The organism is Sphingomonas sp. M6A6_1c (assembly GCF_053345135.1).
Genome location: NZ_JBKEZO010000002.1, coordinates 554,816 through 570,384, shown reverse-complemented (window position 1 = coordinate 570,384; position 15,569 = coordinate 554,816). Strand labels below are relative to the sequence as shown.

The following is a 15,569-nucleotide window of genomic DNA, read 5'->3' as shown; positions in this document are numbered from 1 at the left end:
GGCGTCGCTTATGACTGATCCGACGCCCCTGCCGCCGGCGAATGGCATGCCCTCGGTCGTCCAGGCCGGCCTGCGCGGCCTCTGCCCGCGCTGCGGCAAGCCCACCCTCTTCGCCAAGATGATCAAATTCGCCGACCGCTGTTCGGCATGCGGGCTCGACTTTACCCGGTTCAACGTCGGCGACGGCCCCGCCGCCTTCCTGACGCTGATTCTCGGCACGATCGTGGTCATCGGCGCGATCATGCTCGAACTGACGCTGCACCCGCCACTGTGGCTACATATGTTGATTTGGATCCCAGTGACACTCGCAGGGGTGATCTGGTCGCTGCGCCTCGCCAAGGGTGCGTTGATGTCCGCCGAGTTCCGCAACGCCGCGCGCGAAGGGCGCATCGATCCGCGACCATGAGGCGCGTACCGCTGATCCCGACCCTCGTCGTCGCGCTCGCGGTGGCGGCGATGATCGCGCTGGGCCTGTGGCAATTGCTCGACCGCGCGCCGAAGAAAGAGGCGTATCTGGCGCAGCTCGCCGCCAATCCCGCCAAGCCGCCGATCGCCTTTCCGACGACGCCCGACGACCGCCTGCTCTTCCGCCGCACGACCGCGACGTGCAGCCATCCGGTTGCGCAGCGGCTGGTCGGCGCGGGGGCCGCGGGTTTCCGCCTGATCGCCGATTGCGGCAGCGGGCTGGTCGTCCAGCTCGGCACGACGCCTGATCCGATGTTCACGCCGCGCTGGTCGGGCGGCGCGGTAAAGGGTTATATCAGCCATGCGCCCGACGGCCGGTCGCTGATCGGTGCGCTGTTCGATCACAGTCCGCAACGCCTGCTGCTGGTCGCCGACACGCCGCCGCTTGGGCTCGCGGCGAACGGCAGGCCGGATTTGTCGTCGGTGCCGAACAACCATCTGTCCTATGCGGTGCAATGGTTCTTCTTCGCCGCGATCGCGGCGGTGATCTATGTGCTGGCGCTGCGGCGGCGGGTCGCTCCCCCAAATCCTCCCTCGCGTTAGCGGGAGTGCAAGGGGCCGAAGGCCATGGTGGAGGGGGTGTTTCCACAATCGCGAGTGCGCCGTATCCTCCCCCTCCGTCACCACTTCGCGGCGCCACCTCCCCCTGGCGGGGGAGGAATGATTGTGCGCTCCGCCCGATAGCGCGACGCCATACGGCCCCAAGCAAACCCGCCGTTGCCCCCCACGCCCGCTCCCGCTACCCAGCCGCGATGCGTTATGTCAGCACCCGCGGCGCCGCGCCCGCGCTCGATTTCCGCGACGTCACCCTTGCCGGGCTGGCGTCCGACGGCGGCCTCTACCTGCCCGAAAGCTGGCCGAGCCTGACGCGCGAACAGATCGCCGGGCTCGCCAACCTCTCCTATGTCGATACCGCGGTCGCGGTGATGACGCCCTTCGTCGGCGACGCGCTCACGCCCGACGAGTTGAAGGACCTTTGCACGCAGGCCTATGGCCGGTTCAGCCACGCCGCGGTGACGCCGCTGGTCCAGCTCGACCACGACCAATGGCTGCTCGAGCTGTTCCACGGCCCGACGCTGGCGTTCAAGGACGTCGCGCTACAATTGCTCGGCCTGTTGTTCGAACGGTTCCTGACCGGCAGCGACCGGCATCTCACCGTCGTCGGCGCGACCAGCGGCGATACCGGTTCGGCGGCGATCGACGCGCTTGCCGGCCGGGCCGGTGTCGACGTGTTCATGCTCCACCCCGCCGGCCGGGTGTCGGACGTGCAGCGCCGCCAAATGACGACGGTGCTCGCCCCCAACGTCCACAATATCGCGATCGACGGCGACTTCGACACCGCGCAGGCGCTGGTGAAGCAGATGTTCAACGATCCCGGCTTTTCGGGCCGGTTCGCGCTGTCGGCCGTCAATTCGATCAACTGGGCGCGGCTAATGGCGCAGGTGGTCTATTATTTCTACGCCGCCGTCCGTCTCGGGGCGCCCGAGCGCACCGTCGCCTTCTCGGTGCCGACCGGCAATTTCGGCGACGTCTTCGCCGGCTATGTCGCCGCGCAGATGGGCCTGCCGGTCGCCAAGCTGATCGTCGCGACCAACGTCAACGACATCCTGCATCGCGCGATCTCGGCGGGCGATTACAGCAAGGGTGTCGTCCAGCAGACGCCGACCCCGTCGATGGACATCCAGGTCAGCTCGAACTTCGAACGCCTGCTGTACGATCTCGGCGCGCGCGATGGCGCTGCCCTCGCCGCGCAGATGCAGGGCTTCGAATCATCGGGCGCGATGCGGCTGACCAACGTGCAGCATAGCGGCGCGGCGCTGTTCGCGAGCGATCGCGTCGACCTCGACGACATGACGCTGGCGATGCGCTGGGCGTACGAACGTGCCGGGCAGGTGATCGACCCGCATACCGCGATCGCGCTCGCCGCCGCGCGCCGCCACGACAGCGACGTACCGGTGGTGACGCTCGCCACCGCGCATCCCGCCAAATTCCGCGACGCGGTCGAGCGCGCCACCGGCCAGCGCCCCACCCTGCCCGGCCGGATCGGCGACCTGTTCGACCGCGAGGAGCGCTACGCCATCCTGCCCGGCACGTTCGACGCGGTCACCGCTTATGTCGCCGAGCGCGCGGTGCCGAAGCCATGAAGCTCGACACGCTGATCGGCGAGCCCTGGGCGGATTACGGCCTGGTCGACTCGGGTAACGGCCGCAAGCTCGAGCGCTACGGCCGCTACCGCTTTATCCGCCCCGAGCCGCAGGCGATGTGGGCGCCCGCGACCGAGAATTGGCGCGCGCAGGGCGAGTTCGTACCGGCGAGCGACGAGGATGGCGGCGGCCGCTGGGTTTTCGCCGAGCCGGTGCCGCGCGAGGGCTGGCCGCTCAAATGGAACGAGGTGCGCTTCACCGCACAGCCGACGCCGTTCCGCCATCTCGGCTTCTTCTCCGACATGGCGCCGGTGTGGAGCTGGATGCGCGAACAGGTCGCCGATCTCGATACGCCCGAATGCCTCAATCTGTTCGGCTATACCGGCGTCGGGACGCTGGCGATGGCCACCGCGGGCGCCAAGATGGTCCATGTCGACGCCTCGAAGAAATCGGTCGAGGCGGCGCGCGGCAATGCCGTCCTGTCCGGCATGACCGAGGCACCGATCCGCTGGATCGTCGACGATGCGGTCAAGTTCGTTGCGCGCGAGGTGCGCCGCCAGCGCCGCTATGACGGCATCCTGCTCGACCCGCCCAAATACGGCCGCGGGCCGGAGGGCGAATTGTGGCGGCTGGAGGAGGATCTGCCGCGGCTGATCGCCGACTGCCGCAAGCTGATCGATGCCGACAGCCGCTTCCTGTTCCTCACCGTCTATGCGGTGCGCATGTCGGCGCTGGCGATCGGCGAACTGGTCCGCCAGCTGTTCGGCGACCTGCCCGGCAAGGTCGAGGCGGGCGAACTCGGCGTGCGCGAGGAAGCGCGCGGCCTGACGCTGCCTACCGCGATCTGGGCGCGCTGGAGTCGCTGACCGCATTTGGTGCGCCGCAGCAAACAAACGTTACGGAACGCTCGTCGATCAGAAGGCTTTGGCGTCTATATCGGTAGATCAGCACCCGGAGGCATATGATGCGACCCAATGACGATCTCGCCAATACCCCGCAGGACGATGCCGAGCCGAACCCGCTGTGGGGCCGGCTGGCGCTGCTGATGTTCGGCCTGACCGTGCTGGCGTTCCTGACTGCGATCGACCGGCCGGAATGGTTTCACCTGAAGCCCGCGACCGGCACCGCCGCGGCGATGGTCTACGCTTCGGATCACAATTCCTAATCCATCCCGCTGCGGATCGCCGCCGCCGCGATCCACGGCGCCCCCGCGGTCAGCACCAGGCTGACCGCGGCGAGCAGCTTCATCGCCCCCGCCCCGCCATCGAGCGATCCCGCGCCGAAGATGAGCAGCGGGATCGCCAGCGGCAGCATCACCAGCCCCGCCACCGCGCCGCTGCCGCGCAGCCCCGCGACGAGCGCGGCGGTGGCGACGCCGAGCGCCGCCAATCCCGGCGTGCCGATCAGCAGCCCCAATTCGATCCGCAGCAGCGTCGCCGCCGACAGGTCGAACAGCCCCGCCGCGATCACCGCCGCCAGCATCAGCGGCGGCGCGAAGCCGAGCCAATGCGCGACGATCTTGGCGAAGGCGACGAGCGCGAGCGGCACCTGCCGTACCGCATATTGGTCGATCACCCCCGCCTCGACATCCGGCCCGACCAGCCGCTCGATCGGCAGCAACGCGGCGAGCAGCGCCGCCGCCCAGATCACCCCGCCGCCGATCCGAGCGAGCAGCGCCGTGTCGGGGCCGACCGCGAACGGAAACAGGATCGCCGCGAGCAGGAAAAAGGCGACCGGCCACAGCGCGCCGCCGCCCGCCCAGGCGCGGCGCAGGTCGCGCGCGACGATCGCAGCGACGCGCATCAGCCGAGCGCGACCGCAATGGCGCCGGGCAGCGCGATCGGCTGATGCGTCGCGACGACCGCGATCCCGCCGGCGGCGCGATGCGCGGCGATCAGCGCCTCGACCTGCGCCACGCCGTCGCTGTCGAGGCCGTTGGCGGGCTCGTCGAGCAACCAGATCGGTGCATCCGCCCCGACTATCCGCGCCAGACCGGCGCGACGACGCTGGCCGGTCGACAGGATGCGCACCGGTACCGCGGCGAGATCCGCGAGGCCGACCGCGGCCATCGCCGCCCCGGCGCGGTCGCCGATCCAGAAGGCCAGTGCCCGTGCCAGGGGCAATTCCGGATCGAGCGCATGCGCCTCGCCCAGCAGCGCCACCGCCCCGTCGCGCGTCACCGTGCCGGCGGCGGGATGCAACAGCCCGGCGGCGATGCGGATCAGGCTCGACTTGCCGACGCCGTTCGGCCCGGTCACCACGGCCGCAGCCCCCGCATCAAGCGAGACCTCGACCCCCTCAAAGAGCAGCCGCCCGCCGCGCGTACAGGCGACCCGGTCGAGCAGCAGCCGCGTCAATCCACCACCGCGTCTTCCAGCGCGTGCATATCGTCGTCCGACAGGCCGAAATGATGACCGATCTCATGGATGGTGACGTGGCGGACGAGATCGTCGAGCCGCACCCCCGTTTCCACCCATTCGACGAGGATCGCCTGCCGGTACAGATGGATGCGATCGGGCAGCGCGCCCGATTTCATCGACGATTTCTCGCCCAGCGGACGGCCGTGATACAGGCCGGTCAGGTCGAGCGGATGCTCAATCCCCAGAGCGGCAAGCGTCTCGTCATCCGCCTCTTCCTCGATCAGCAGCAGCACGTCGCCGAGATGCGCGGCGAACGCCGCCGGCAGCCGCGCGATCGTGTCGCGGGCGATGGCCTCGATCGCCGCGGCATCGGGTGCCGGTCCATAAGCATCTTGCCCGTTCATGCGTGTCGCCATACCGCGTCCCTTTCCCGTCCAGCAAGGAAGACCGCCGATGATCGAGGCCCTTAGCGAAGCCGAACGTGCCGATGCCCTCGATGGCCTGCCGGAATGGGATTATGACGAGGCACGCGACGCGATCACCCGCAGCCTCGTCTTCGCCGATTTCGTCGAGGCGTTCGGCTTCATGACGCAGGTCGCGCTGATGGCGGAGAAGGCCAACCATCACCCCGAATGGCGCAACGTCTACAATCGCGTCGAAATCCTGCTGACCACGCACGACGCCGCCGGCCTGTCGGGCCGCGACATCGAGATGGCCGAGGCGATCGACGCGATCGTCGACGAATAAGCGGCCTTCAGCGCAGCGACCGCCGCATCCGCTTGCGCAGCCCGCCGGGGAACCAGCGCGCGGCGAAGCGCAGCCGTTCGGCGGTCTTGCCGACATACGTGTGGAGCGCGTCGCCGTGCACTGCCTTCCACGCCGCCTCCGCGACCGTCTCGACCGGGGTCAGCTCGAGCCCCGCGCCGGTCACCGATTCGCGGATCGTGCGGTTGGTGCCGCCGGCGACGCCGTCGAGCAGCGGCGTCTCGATGAAGCTCGGCAGCAGGCAGCGGACCTTGATCCCCTCGCGATGCCATTCGCCGTCGAGCGCCTCGCTGAGCCCGCGCACCGCGAATTTGGTCGCCGAATAGGCCGCCAGCCCCGACGAACCGTAGATGCCCGAGGCCGAGGAGGTGTTGAGCAGCACCGATCCGGGAGTCCGCGCCAGATAGGCATGGCCGATCCGCGCGCCGTTGAGCACGCCGGTGAAGTTGATCGCCACCGTCCGGTCGATGTCCGCGAAGCTCGCCTCGGCAAGCGGACCGCCGGTGCCGATGCCGGCATTGTTGAACAATACGTCGAGCCGGCCGCCGCTGGCGCGGGTGAAGGCGTCGAGGCTCGCGGTCCAGGCGTCGCGGTCGCGCACGTCCATCTCAAAGCGCTCGACCATGCCCGCGGGCAGCATCGCCGCGGTCGCGTCGAGCCCCGCGCGGTCGACGTCGGCGATACCGACCCGCCAACCGCGGCTGGCGAACAGCCGGGCGACGGCGCGGCCGATGCCCGATCCGCCGCCGGTGATGAAGATCGCGCGCCCGTCGGTCATCCTGCCCTCCTCGCGTCCATTGTTGGACTTTCGCAGCGGCATCCCGCATCCTCGTGCGCGATGCCAGCAGAATCGCTCCGTTTCGACGCCGTTACCAAGAGGTTCGGCGATACGTTGGCGGTCGACGGCGTCTCGCTCGACATCCCGGCGGGCAGCTTCGTCGCGCTCGTCGGTGCGTCCGGATCGGGCAAGTCGACGCTGCTCCAGATGATCAACCGGCTGATCGATCCCAGCGCCGGCCGCGTGCTGCTCGATGGCGCGGATATCGCCGCCGGCCCCGCCCCGGCGTTGCGGCGGCGGATCGGTTATGTTTTCCAGGGGATCGGCCTGTTCCCGCATATGACCGTCGGCGAGAATATCGGCATCGGCCCGCGCATCGCCGGCGAGCCCCCCGCCGATGTCGCCGCGTTGCTCGAGCTCGTCGCGCTGCCACCCGCGATCGCCGACCGGCTGCCCGATGCGCTGTCGGGCGGCCAGCGGCAGCGGGTCGCGATCGCCCGCGCGCTGGCGCCCGGCGCCAAGCTGCTGCTGCTCGACGAGGCGTTCGGCGCGCTCGACCCGGTCACCCGCAACGCGCTCGGCAGCGAGATCCGCCGGCTGCACGAGCGGCTGGGCCTCACCACGATCCTCGTCACCCACGACATGGCCGAGGCGCTGCTGCTCGCCGACCGCGTGCTGGTGATGGCGGCCGGCCGGATCGTCGCCGATGCGACGCCGACCGCGCTGCTCAACGGTGGTGGGGGAGAGGCGGCGCAGGCGCTGGTGGCGGTGCCGCGCCACCAGACCGAGCGGCTGCACGCGCTGGCGAACGGAGCGGCGGCATGAGCGCCTTCCTCGACGCGCTCGGCCGGGTGCCGCCGCTGCTCGCGCAGCACGTGCTGCTGTCGGCGGCGGCGCTGCTGCTCGGCATCGCGATCAGCCTGCCGCTCGCCATCCTCGCGGCGCGGCGGCCGCGTACCGGGCGCGTCATCCTGGGTGTCGCCAGCCTCGTCCAGACCATCCCCAGCCTCGCGCTGCTTGCGCTCTTCTATCCGCTGCTGCTGTGGCTGTCGGCGCTGATCGGCGGCGGCATCCCGGCCTTGGGATTCCTGCCGTCGCTGATCGCGCTGACGCTCTATGCGCTGCTGCCGATCATCCGCAACGGCGTCGCCGGGCTGACCGGGATTGACCCCGCGGTGCGCCAGGCGGCCAAGGCGGTCGGCATGACGCCCGTGCAGACGCTGCGGCTGGTCGAGGCGCCGCTGGTCGCCCCGGTGCTGATCGCCGGCATCCGTACCGCCGCGGTCTGGACGATCGGCGCGGCGACGCTGTCGACCACCGTCGGCCAGCCGAGCCTCGGCGACATGATCTTCGCCGGATTGCAGACGCAGAATTGGGCGTTGGTGCTCGCCGGCTGTTTCGCCGCGGCCGGGCTGGCGCTCGGCGTCGACGCGCTGATCGGAATGATCGAACATGGCATCGCGCACCGGCGCCGGTTGCTCTGGCTCGGCGCCACCGTGACGCTGGTCGCCGCGTTGCTCGCCGCCACCGCGCCGCTCTGGCCGCGCGCGACGGGCGGCAAGGTGGTGACGGTCGGCGCCAAGAATTTCTCCGAACAATATATCCTCGCCCGGCTGATCGGCGACCGGCTGACTCGCGCCGGCTATACCGTCCGCTATCGCGATGGCCTCGGTTCGGCGGTGGTGTACGGGGCGCTGACCAGCGGCGCGATCGACGTCTATGTCGATTATGCCGGCACGCTGTGGACCGGGGCGATGCGGCGTAGCGACGTGCCCGATCCCAAGGCGATGACCGCCGCGATTGGCCGCTGGACGCAGGCGAGCAGCGGCGTGCGATTGATCGGCTCGCTCGGCTTCGAAAATGCTTATGCCTTTGCGATGCGTGGCGACGATGCCAGGCGGCACGGCATCGCCAGCCTGTCCGATCTCGTCGCGGCGGCGCCCGCGTTGCGCTTCGGCAGCGATCTCGAATTCCTCGAACGGCCGGAATGGGCGGCGGTGCGCCGCGTCTATCCGCTGCGCTTCCAGAGAGCGACGCCTTATGCGCCGACCTTCATGTACCGCGCGCTGGCGAGCGGCGAAGCGGACGTGATCTCCGCTTTCTCGTCCGACGGGCGGATCGCGGCGGATCACCTGACGGTGCTGACCGATCCGAGGCACGCGATCCCCAGTTACGATGCCCTGCTGCTCGTCGCGCCGGCGCGGGCCAAGGACGCCGCCTTTACCGCCGCGCTGGCGCCGCTGGTCGGGCGTATCCCGGTCGCCGCGATGCGCGAGGCCAATTACCAGGTCGATCGCGACGACCGCAAGCGCACGCCGGAGCAGGCAGCGGACTGGCTGGCGCGGCGGCTGGGGCTCTAGATCCTCAGAAGAACAGCTTGCGCAGGCTCAGCCGGATCGTGCGGCCGAGCGGGTCGAGGTAATCGGGCTGGTAGCTGATCGGCGTGATGCCCGCGGCGTCGCGGACGGTCTGGCGCGTGTTGAGGATATTGTCGACCGACAACGTCACCCGCGCGCCGCGAACCCGGGGATGCGCCTTTACCAGCTTCAATTGCTGACCGAGGTCGGCGAACAGCCGCAGATTGGCGGTCGCGAGACCCGAGAAGCGCAACGTCTGCGGATTGGCCGACGTCCCGCCGTTGACGCGCGTGCCGGTGGCGTAATCGGCGGACAGGCGTACGCCGATGCCATTGTTGGAATAGCCCGCCTGCGCCTCGAATTCGTGCCGCGGCTGGCCACCGCTCGATCCGGTCGCATCGCCGTTGAGCAGGTCGAGCAACGGCCCGCCGTTCGCGACGGTGACGCGCTCGGTGAGGTGCCAGGTATGATAGAGCGCGAACTGGATACGCCCGCCACCCTGCCCGCCGCGGCCGCCGCCAAAGCCGCGACCACCACCGCCGCCGAAGCCGCGCCCGCCACCGCCACCCGGCGGCGGACCGTCGGCACCGGGCGGCGGCGGCGGCGGTGCGCCATCGGCGGCCGATGGCGGCGGCGGCGGCGCGCCCTCCGCGCCCGGCGGCGGCGGACCGCCATCGGCGCTGGCACGCGCGCCGCCGCCGAACCGCCCGCCCCCGCCGGGAAAGCGCATGCCGGCGAAAGGATTGGGCCCGGTGCCGGCACGGAACGCCTCCAGCTCCCGCTGCACCTTCGACTTGATCGGCTTGGAGAAGTTGATTCCCCAGCGGAACTGCTCGCTCACCGCCCGTGCAAAATTGATCGGGCGGGCATCGAGCCGGGTGAGATCGCCCGCCGCGTCGCGGGTGAAGCGATCGGGAAACGCCGCCTCGATCGCCGCGGTCGGCGACGGAAAGCTCTGGATCGGGTTGCGCGTATCCTGCTTGGTGTAATTGCCGATCAGGGTCAGGTCCTTGTCGCTCCACGGCTTCAGCGTCACGCCCAGGCGGGTGACGCGGCGGCTGCTCGACCGCAGGTCGGGATTGCCGCCGCTGATCGTCGTCACCGTCACCGTTTGGCCGCTGACATAGTCGAAGACGCGCGCGTTGGGCGTCTCCACCGTCGGGTTGCCGAGCTGCGTCGCGGTTGGCGCGACATCCTGCTGGTTGATCGATCCGATCACCCGCAGGCTGTCGATCGGCCCCCAGTTCACGCCATAACCGTAAGAGGTCAGCGTGCCGAAATCGGAAAGCTGGTTGATCGCGGCATTGCCGTTGACCGACAGATTGCCGAGCCAGCCGAGCACGGCGCGCGAGCGGCTGGCGATCGGCACGTCGATATTGACGCGGCCGTTGACCGCATCGCGCGACACGCTGCCGCTGCTGATGCGTTCGCCGAACGACGCGCTGGAAAAATCGCTGGTCTGCGCGCCGATGCGGATCGCGGTGGAGACGTCGCCGGCGGGCAGCGTGAACAGCGGGCCGTTGGCGAGCGCTTCGAGGTCGCCGGTGTTCGAGGTCGAGCGCGCGCGATTGTCGGGCGTGGCGACGCCGGTCTGCGTGTCGGTGCGGTTTTCGGCGCGGTCGTAGGCACCGGTGACCGTCCAGAGCCAGCGCGGGCTCAACCGGCCGTTGAGACTGGTGCCGAGATGCGCGGTGATGCCGTTGCTGCGCTGGGTCAGCGCGTCGCTGATCGGCTGGCCCGACGCGTCGAGTTGCCGGCCGAACTGACCGACGGTCTGCGTCGCGGTCAGCTCGCCGTTGAGCGTGGCGCTGACGTCGCCGATCGGGCGCGCATAGGTGGCGTTGGTGCCGAAGTTGCGGCTGAACGGCTGGAGCGTGCGATACGGCCGCTGGTCGTAACCGGGCGTCGCGCCTTCGGTCTGCTCGACGCTGATGTCGCGTTCCGCCTCGGTCAGCGCCGAACTCTGCGTATATTTGCTGTGGATGTTGAGCCGCGAGCCGTTGCGGATCGTCAACAGGTCGAGATCGCCCTGCGGACTGTTCGACCCGCCCTCGGTCGGCGCCCGGTCGGCGAGTTCGACGGTGGTCGAACGGAAGCGGCGGCGCAGGACGAAATTCACCACCTTCTGGTCGGCGGTATAGCCGTATTTGAGCGCCACCTCCTCGGGCAGGATGTCGACGCGCAGGATCGCCTCGGTCGGGATGTCGCGGATTTCCTGAAACCCAGAGATGCGCTTGCCGTCGAGCAGCACCACCGGTGCGCCGCCCGCGCCGCTGCGCGTCTGCGGTGCGAGTTCGGTGAGCAGGTCGGAGACGCTGCTGACGCCGTAGCTGCGCACGTCGGCCGGGCTGAGCACCTGTTCGGCGGGGATGTCGCCGACCACCGAACCGGGCGGGCGGCGGCCGGTGACGACGATGTCGCCTTCCTCCTCCTCGCTCTCCGCCGCCGGCGTCGTCTGCGCGGCGGGCATGGCGGTCGTCGCCGCCGGGGTGGCGGTTTGCGCCGTCGTCGTGGCCTCGACCGAGGTTGGGGCGGCCTCGGATTGCGCCGGGGTTGGAATCGGGGCCGGCGCGGGCGCCTGCTGCGCCGTCGCCAGCGCGGGCCAGCTCACCGCCATCATCATCACCACCGCCACACGCATACCGATCACCCTTTGAACGCCCGGGATGCTGCTAATCGGCAATTGTCGCATAAATGTGCCGGGCGGGCGGTCGACTGTGGCTTATCGGCCGATATCCAGCGTCACGCTCTCGATCCGGCGCAGCATCGCGACGAATTGCGCGACCTCGTCGGGATCGAAGGCGGCGAAGATGCGGCTTTCGAGATCGAGCGCCTTGGGCGCGATCGCGGCATAGAGGTCGCGCCCGGCATCGGTGAGTTCGAGCAGGTGCGATCGCCGATCCTCCGGATTGTCGCGCCGCGCGAGCAGGCCGCGGCCAACCAAGGCGATCGCGGCGCGGCTGACCGTTACCTTGTCCATCAGCGTCTTGGCACCGATCGCCTGCTGGGTGATGCCGCCGGTTTCGGCGATCACCGCAACCAGCCGCCATTCGGCGATCGTCAGCCCGAACAACGATTCATAGGCCCGCGCGATGGAGTCGCTGACCAGATTGGACGTCACCGACAGTCGATAGGGGATGAAGTCGTCGAGGACGAGGCGGGCGGACGACGGGGCCATGCGGTTTCGTATCAGTTGACACCAGTTTGGCAATGCCGCAAAAGATTTGGTAACAGACGATACCATTTCGGAGCTGCTGCCATGTCCGACCATTCGGCCGACCAGATCGACGTCAACCCGATGGGGCTCGACGGCTTCGAATTCTGCGAATTCACCTCGCCCGATCCCGACGCGCTCGCCGCGCAGTTCGAGGCGCTGGGCTTCGTCGCCGCCGCGACGCATCCGACCAAGGCGCTGACCCGCTACAAGCAGGGGCGCATCACCCTGCTGCTCAACCGCGAGGCGACCGGCCACGCCGCCGAATTCCGCGCGGCGCACGGTCCGTCGGCGAGCGCGATGGCGTTCCGCGTTGCGGATGCGCAGGCGGCCTATGACGCGGCGATCGCGCGGGGTGCCAAGCCGGCGCCGGCCGGTGCGGCGCTGGAGGGATTGCCGGCGCTGGAGGGGATCGGCGGCTCGCTGCTCTATCTCGTCGATCGGCATGGCGCGACGGGCAGCGTGTACGACGACTGGGATCAGGTCCCCGGCGCCGCCGAGGCGGAGGCGGCCAATTCCGTCGGGCTCGACATGCTCGATCACCTCACCCACAACGTCCGCCGCGGCCAGATGCGGACGTGGTCGGCCTTCTATGGCCAGATCTTCGGCTTCGAGGAGCAGAAGTATTTCGACATCAAGGGCAAGGCGACGGGTCTGTTCAGCCAGGCGATGATCGCCCCCGATCGCGCGATCCGCATCCCGCTCAACGAGAGCCAGGACGACAAGAGCCAGATCGAGGAGTTCATCCGCGATTACAACGGCGAAGGCATCCAGCATCTCGCGCTCACCACCGACGACATCTACGCGACGGTGGAGAAGCTGCGCGCGCGCGGTGTCAAGCTGCAGGACACGATCGAGACCTATTACGAGCTGGTCGACAAGCGCGTGCCCAATCATGGCGAGAATCTGGAACGGCTGCGCGCCAACCGCATTCTGATCGACGGCAACGTCGGCGAGGAGGGGTTGCTGTTGCAGATCTTCACCGAGACGATGGTCGGGCCGATCTTTTTCGAGATCATCCAGCGCAAGGGCAACGAGGGCTTCGGCAACGGCAATTTCCAGGCGCTGTACGAGTCGATCGAGCTGGACCAGATCCGTCGCGGGGTGATCACCGTCGACGCATGAGTTTGCGGACGGGGTGGTGGAGCAGGAGAGGACGCTAAAACAATGACAGTCCACCACCCCGGGAACGAGGCCGACTATATCCCCGGCTTCGGCAATCACGTTTCCACCGAGGCGGTCGCCGGCGCGCTGCCGATCGGGCGCAACGCGCCGCAGCGGCCCGCCTTCGGCCTTTATGCCGAGCAGCTCAGCGGCACCGCCTTCACCGCGCCGCGGCACGAGAATCGCCGCTCGTGGCTCTACCGGATGCGGCCGACCGCCGAGCATCCGCCGTACGTGCGCTACGACGGCGCGGCGCGATTCGCCCCCGGCACCGACGGTGCGCCGCTCGCCCCCAACCGGCTGCGCTGGAACCCCTGTCCCGACGCGCCGGCGGGCACCGACCTGATAGACGGCATGACGACGATGCTCGCCAACCGCGATCCCGCCGATCTCGAAGGCGTGGCGCTCCACGTCTATGCCGCCAATGCCGACATGACCGCGCGCGTCTTCACCGATGCCGACGGCGAATTGCTGTTCGTGCCGCAGGCGGGGCGGCTGGAGCTGCGCACCGAGCTCGGCCGCATCGTGGTCGCGCCGGGGCAGATCGCGCTGGTGCCGCGCGGCGTGCGCTTCCGCGCGCTGCTGCCCGACGGCAGCGCCAGGGGCTATGTTTGCGAGAATCACGGCAGCCTATTCCGGCTGCCCGATCTCGGCCCGATCGGCGCCAACGGCCTCGCCAACCCGCGCGATTTCGAGACGCCGGTCGCCTGGTTCGAGGATCGCGACGAGCCGACCGAGGTGATCCAGAAGTTCATGGGATCGCTGTGGACGACGACGCTCGACCACAGCCCGCTCGACGTGGTGGCGTGGCACGGCAATCTGGCGCCGTGGCGCTACGACCTCGCGCGGTTCAACACGATCAACACGGTGAGCTTCGACCATCCCGACCCCTCGATCTTCACGCTGCTGACCAGCCCGAGCGACGTGCCGGGCCGGGCCAATGCCGATTTCGTCATCTTCCCGCCGCGCTGGATGGTCGCCGAGGACACGTTCCGGCCGCCGTGGTTCCACCGCAACATCATGTCCGAGGCGATGGGGCTGATCACCGGCGCCTATGACGCCAAGGCGCACGGTTTCGCGCCCGGCGGGATCAGCCTCCACAATCTGATGGCCGGCCACGGCCCCGATCTGGCGAGCTGGCAGGGCGCGTCGGCCGCCGAGCTCACGCCGCACAAGATCGAGGGCACGATGGCGTTCATGCTGGAGAGCTGCTGGCCCTACCGGCCGACCAGCCACGCGCTCGACCATGCCCAGCTCGATTACGACGCGGTATGGGCCGACTTCCCCAAGGCGGTGCTGCCGCAAAGCCCCGCGGCGTGATCCTTCACGGCTATTGGCGCTCGGGCGCCGCCTATCGGGTGCGGATCGCGCTGGCGCTGAAGCGCGTGGCCTACGACCAGGTCAATTACGACCTGCGCACCGGCGGGCAGGCCGACCCGGCCTATGTCGCGCTCAACCCGCAGCGGCTGGTGCCGGCGCTGGAGGTCGACGGCCTCGTCCTGACGCAGAGCGTCGCGATCCTCGAGTGGCTGGAGGAGCGCTTTCCCGATCCGCCGCTGCTGCCCGGCGATGCCGATGGCCGCGCGATCGTCCGGGCGATGGTGGCGACGCTCGCCACCGACGTCCACCCGCTCCACAACCTGCGCACGCTGAAGGCGCTGCGGCAGGATTTCGACGCGGCGGAGGCGCAGGTCGACGCCTGGATGGCGCGGTGGATGACCGATGGCTTCGCAGCGATCGAGGCGCTGATCGCCCGCCACGGCGGCGATTTCGCCTACGGCGACACCCTGACGCTCGCCGATTGCGTCACCGTGCCGGCGCTCTATTCGGCGGTACGGTTCGGGGTGGATACCGGCCCCTACCCCCGCCTCGTCGCCAGCGGCGCGCGGACCGCGGCGCGCGCTGAAGCCGCCCACCCCAGCCGCCAGCCCGACGCCGACGCGTGAGCGAGCGCCTGTCCGCCACCCCCGCCGGCGTCGCGCTGGCGCCGCTCGCCGCGATCGCCGACGGCAAGGCTCGCAATTTCGTGCTCCAGATGCGCGCCGGGCGGTTCCACGGCTTCGTCGTCCGCCGCGGCGACGGCGTCGTCGGCTATGTCGACCGCTGCCCGCATGCCGGCGTGCCGCTGGCGCAGACGCTGGACGATTATCTGACCCCCACCGGCGATCTGATCGCGTGCAGCTGGCACGGCGCATTGTTCACGCTCGACGAGGGGCTGTGCGTCGGCGGCCCGTGCCTCGGCCAGCGGCTCGGCGCCTGGCCGGTCGCGGTGGTCGACGGGGTCGTAACGACCGCCTGACAAATCGATCGCCGATGCTACAC

18 protein-coding genes are annotated in these 15,569 nt (G+C 69.5%); 12 read left to right on the top strand and 6 right to left on the bottom strand.

Going from position 1 to position 15,569, the window contains the following annotated elements:
• The first annotated feature begins 10 nt into the window (after positions 1–10).
• The 5 genes from ACLBWH_RS05830 (at position 11) to ACLBWH_RS05810 (ending at position 3,774) form a co-directional block, all read left to right on the top strand.
• Entirely contained in the window at positions 11–406 is a 396-nt protein-coding gene (locus tag ACLBWH_RS05830; RefSeq protein WP_322848110.1) for a DUF983 domain-containing protein, read from the top strand.
• The gene (locus tag ACLBWH_RS05825; RefSeq protein ID WP_447797406.1) at positions 403–1,008 is read left to right on the top strand and encodes an SURF1 family protein; all 606 of its coding nucleotides are present in this window, start codon (positions 403–405) and stop codon (positions 1,006–1,008) included. Before ACLBWH_RS05830 ends, ACLBWH_RS05825 begins: the two co-directional genes overlap by 4 nt.
• Before the next feature lie 209 nt (positions 1,009–1,217).
• Positions 1,218–2,609, top strand: coding sequence for a threonine synthase (gene thrC, locus ACLBWH_RS05820; protein WP_322848112.1), 1,392 nt, complete (start codon positions 1,218–1,220; stop codon positions 2,607–2,609).
• On the top strand, positions 2,606–3,475 hold the full coding sequence (locus ACLBWH_RS05815) for a class I SAM-dependent methyltransferase (RefSeq protein ID WP_322848113.1): 870 nt from the start codon (positions 2,606–2,608) through the stop codon (positions 3,473–3,475). Before thrC ends, ACLBWH_RS05815 begins: the two co-directional genes overlap by 4 nt.
• Before the next feature lie 95 nt (positions 3,476–3,570).
• Positions 3,571–3,774 carry a hypothetical protein gene (locus ACLBWH_RS05810; RefSeq protein ID WP_322848114.1) on the top strand — a complete coding sequence of 68 codons (204 nt, stop codon included), beginning with the start codon at positions 3,571–3,573 and terminating at the stop codon, positions 3,772–3,774.
• On the opposite strand, the gene ACLBWH_RS05805 is transcribed toward ACLBWH_RS05810, so the two are convergent.
• From ACLBWH_RS05805 to ACLBWH_RS05795, 3 genes are read right to left on the bottom strand one after another with little or no spacing between them, the layout of a single operon-like run.
• Positions 3,771–4,412: a heme exporter protein CcmB gene (locus ACLBWH_RS05805; RefSeq protein ID WP_447797403.1), complete on the bottom strand. Its 642-nt coding sequence runs from the start codon at positions 4,410–4,412 to the stop codon at positions 3,771–3,773. The genes ACLBWH_RS05810 and ACLBWH_RS05805 overlap by 4 nt on opposite strands.
• Positions 4,412–4,966 (bottom strand): heme ABC exporter ATP-binding protein CcmA, encoded by a 555-nt coding sequence (ccmA, locus tag ACLBWH_RS05800; RefSeq protein WP_447797401.1) that lies wholly within the window; start codon positions 4,964–4,966, stop codon positions 4,412–4,414. Before ccmA ends, ACLBWH_RS05805 begins: the two co-directional genes overlap by 1 nt.
• The gene (locus ACLBWH_RS05795; protein WP_447797400.1) at positions 4,963–5,373 is read right to left on the bottom strand and encodes a metallopeptidase family protein; all 411 of its coding nucleotides are present in this window, start codon (positions 5,371–5,373) and stop codon (positions 4,963–4,965) included. The genes ccmA and ACLBWH_RS05795 overlap by 4 nt, the downstream gene beginning before the upstream one ends.
• Before the next feature lie 49 nt (positions 5,374–5,422).
• Between ACLBWH_RS05795 and ACLBWH_RS05790 the strand changes: the two genes are divergently transcribed.
• A complete protein-coding gene (locus ACLBWH_RS05790; protein ID WP_038664984.1) occupies positions 5,423–5,716 on the top strand; it encodes a 4a-hydroxytetrahydrobiopterin dehydratase in 294 nt (97 codons plus the stop codon).
• A 7-nt stretch (positions 5,717–5,723) separates the two neighbouring features.
• On the opposite strand, the gene ACLBWH_RS05785 is transcribed toward ACLBWH_RS05790, so the two are convergent.
• A complete protein-coding gene (locus ACLBWH_RS05785) occupies positions 5,724–6,512 on the bottom strand; it encodes an SDR family oxidoreductase (protein WP_447797398.1) in 789 nt (262 codons plus the stop codon).
• A 60-nt stretch (positions 6,513–6,572) separates the two neighbouring features.
• Here ACLBWH_RS05785 and ACLBWH_RS05780 point away from each other — a divergent pair, with 60 nt between their 5' ends.
• On the top strand, positions 6,573–7,337 hold the full coding sequence (locus ACLBWH_RS05780) for an ATP-binding cassette domain-containing protein (protein WP_447797396.1): 765 nt from the start codon (positions 6,573–6,575) through the stop codon (positions 7,335–7,337).
• A complete protein-coding gene (locus ACLBWH_RS05775; RefSeq protein ID WP_447797395.1) occupies positions 7,334–8,872 on the top strand; it encodes a glycine betaine ABC transporter substrate-binding protein in 1,539 nt (512 codons plus the stop codon). Before ACLBWH_RS05780 ends, ACLBWH_RS05775 begins: the two co-directional genes overlap by 4 nt.
• Before the next feature lie 4 nt (positions 8,873–8,876).
• Here the strand turns inward: ACLBWH_RS05775 and ACLBWH_RS05770 are convergent, their stop codons facing one another.
• Both ACLBWH_RS05770 and ACLBWH_RS05765 read right to left on the bottom strand, forming a co-directional pair.
• Entirely contained in the window at positions 8,877–11,510 is a 2,634-nt protein-coding gene (locus ACLBWH_RS05770) for a TonB-dependent receptor (RefSeq protein ID WP_447797501.1), read from the bottom strand.
• Positions 11,511–11,591: 81 nt separating this feature from the next.
• A complete protein-coding gene (locus ACLBWH_RS05765) occupies positions 11,592–12,047 on the bottom strand; it encodes a MarR family winged helix-turn-helix transcriptional regulator (RefSeq protein ID WP_322848121.1) in 456 nt (151 codons plus the stop codon).
• Positions 12,048–12,128: 81 nt separating this feature from the next.
• Between ACLBWH_RS05765 and hppD the strand changes: the two genes are divergently transcribed.
• The 4 genes from hppD to ACLBWH_RS05745 are packed head-to-tail and all read left to right on the top strand — an operon-like array spanning position 12,129 to position 15,546.
• Positions 12,129–13,208 carry a 4-hydroxyphenylpyruvate dioxygenase gene (hppD, locus tag ACLBWH_RS05760; protein ID WP_322848122.1) on the top strand — a complete coding sequence of 360 codons (1,080 nt, stop codon included), beginning with the start codon at positions 12,129–12,131 and terminating at the stop codon, positions 13,206–13,208.
• 42 nt (positions 13,209–13,250) lie between these two features.
• Entirely contained in the window at positions 13,251–14,567 is a 1,317-nt protein-coding gene (gene hmgA / locus ACLBWH_RS05755; RefSeq protein WP_447797393.1) for a homogentisate 1,2-dioxygenase, read from the top strand.
• A complete protein-coding gene (maiA, locus tag ACLBWH_RS05750) occupies positions 14,564–15,193 on the top strand; it encodes a maleylacetoacetate isomerase (RefSeq protein WP_447797391.1) in 630 nt (209 codons plus the stop codon). The genes hmgA and maiA overlap by 4 nt, the downstream gene beginning before the upstream one ends.
• Positions 15,190–15,546, top strand: coding sequence for a Rieske (2Fe-2S) protein (locus ACLBWH_RS05745; protein ID WP_447797389.1), 357 nt, complete (start codon positions 15,190–15,192; stop codon positions 15,544–15,546). Before maiA ends, ACLBWH_RS05745 begins: the two co-directional genes overlap by 4 nt.
• The last annotated feature ends 23 nt before the right edge of the window (positions 15,547–15,569 follow it).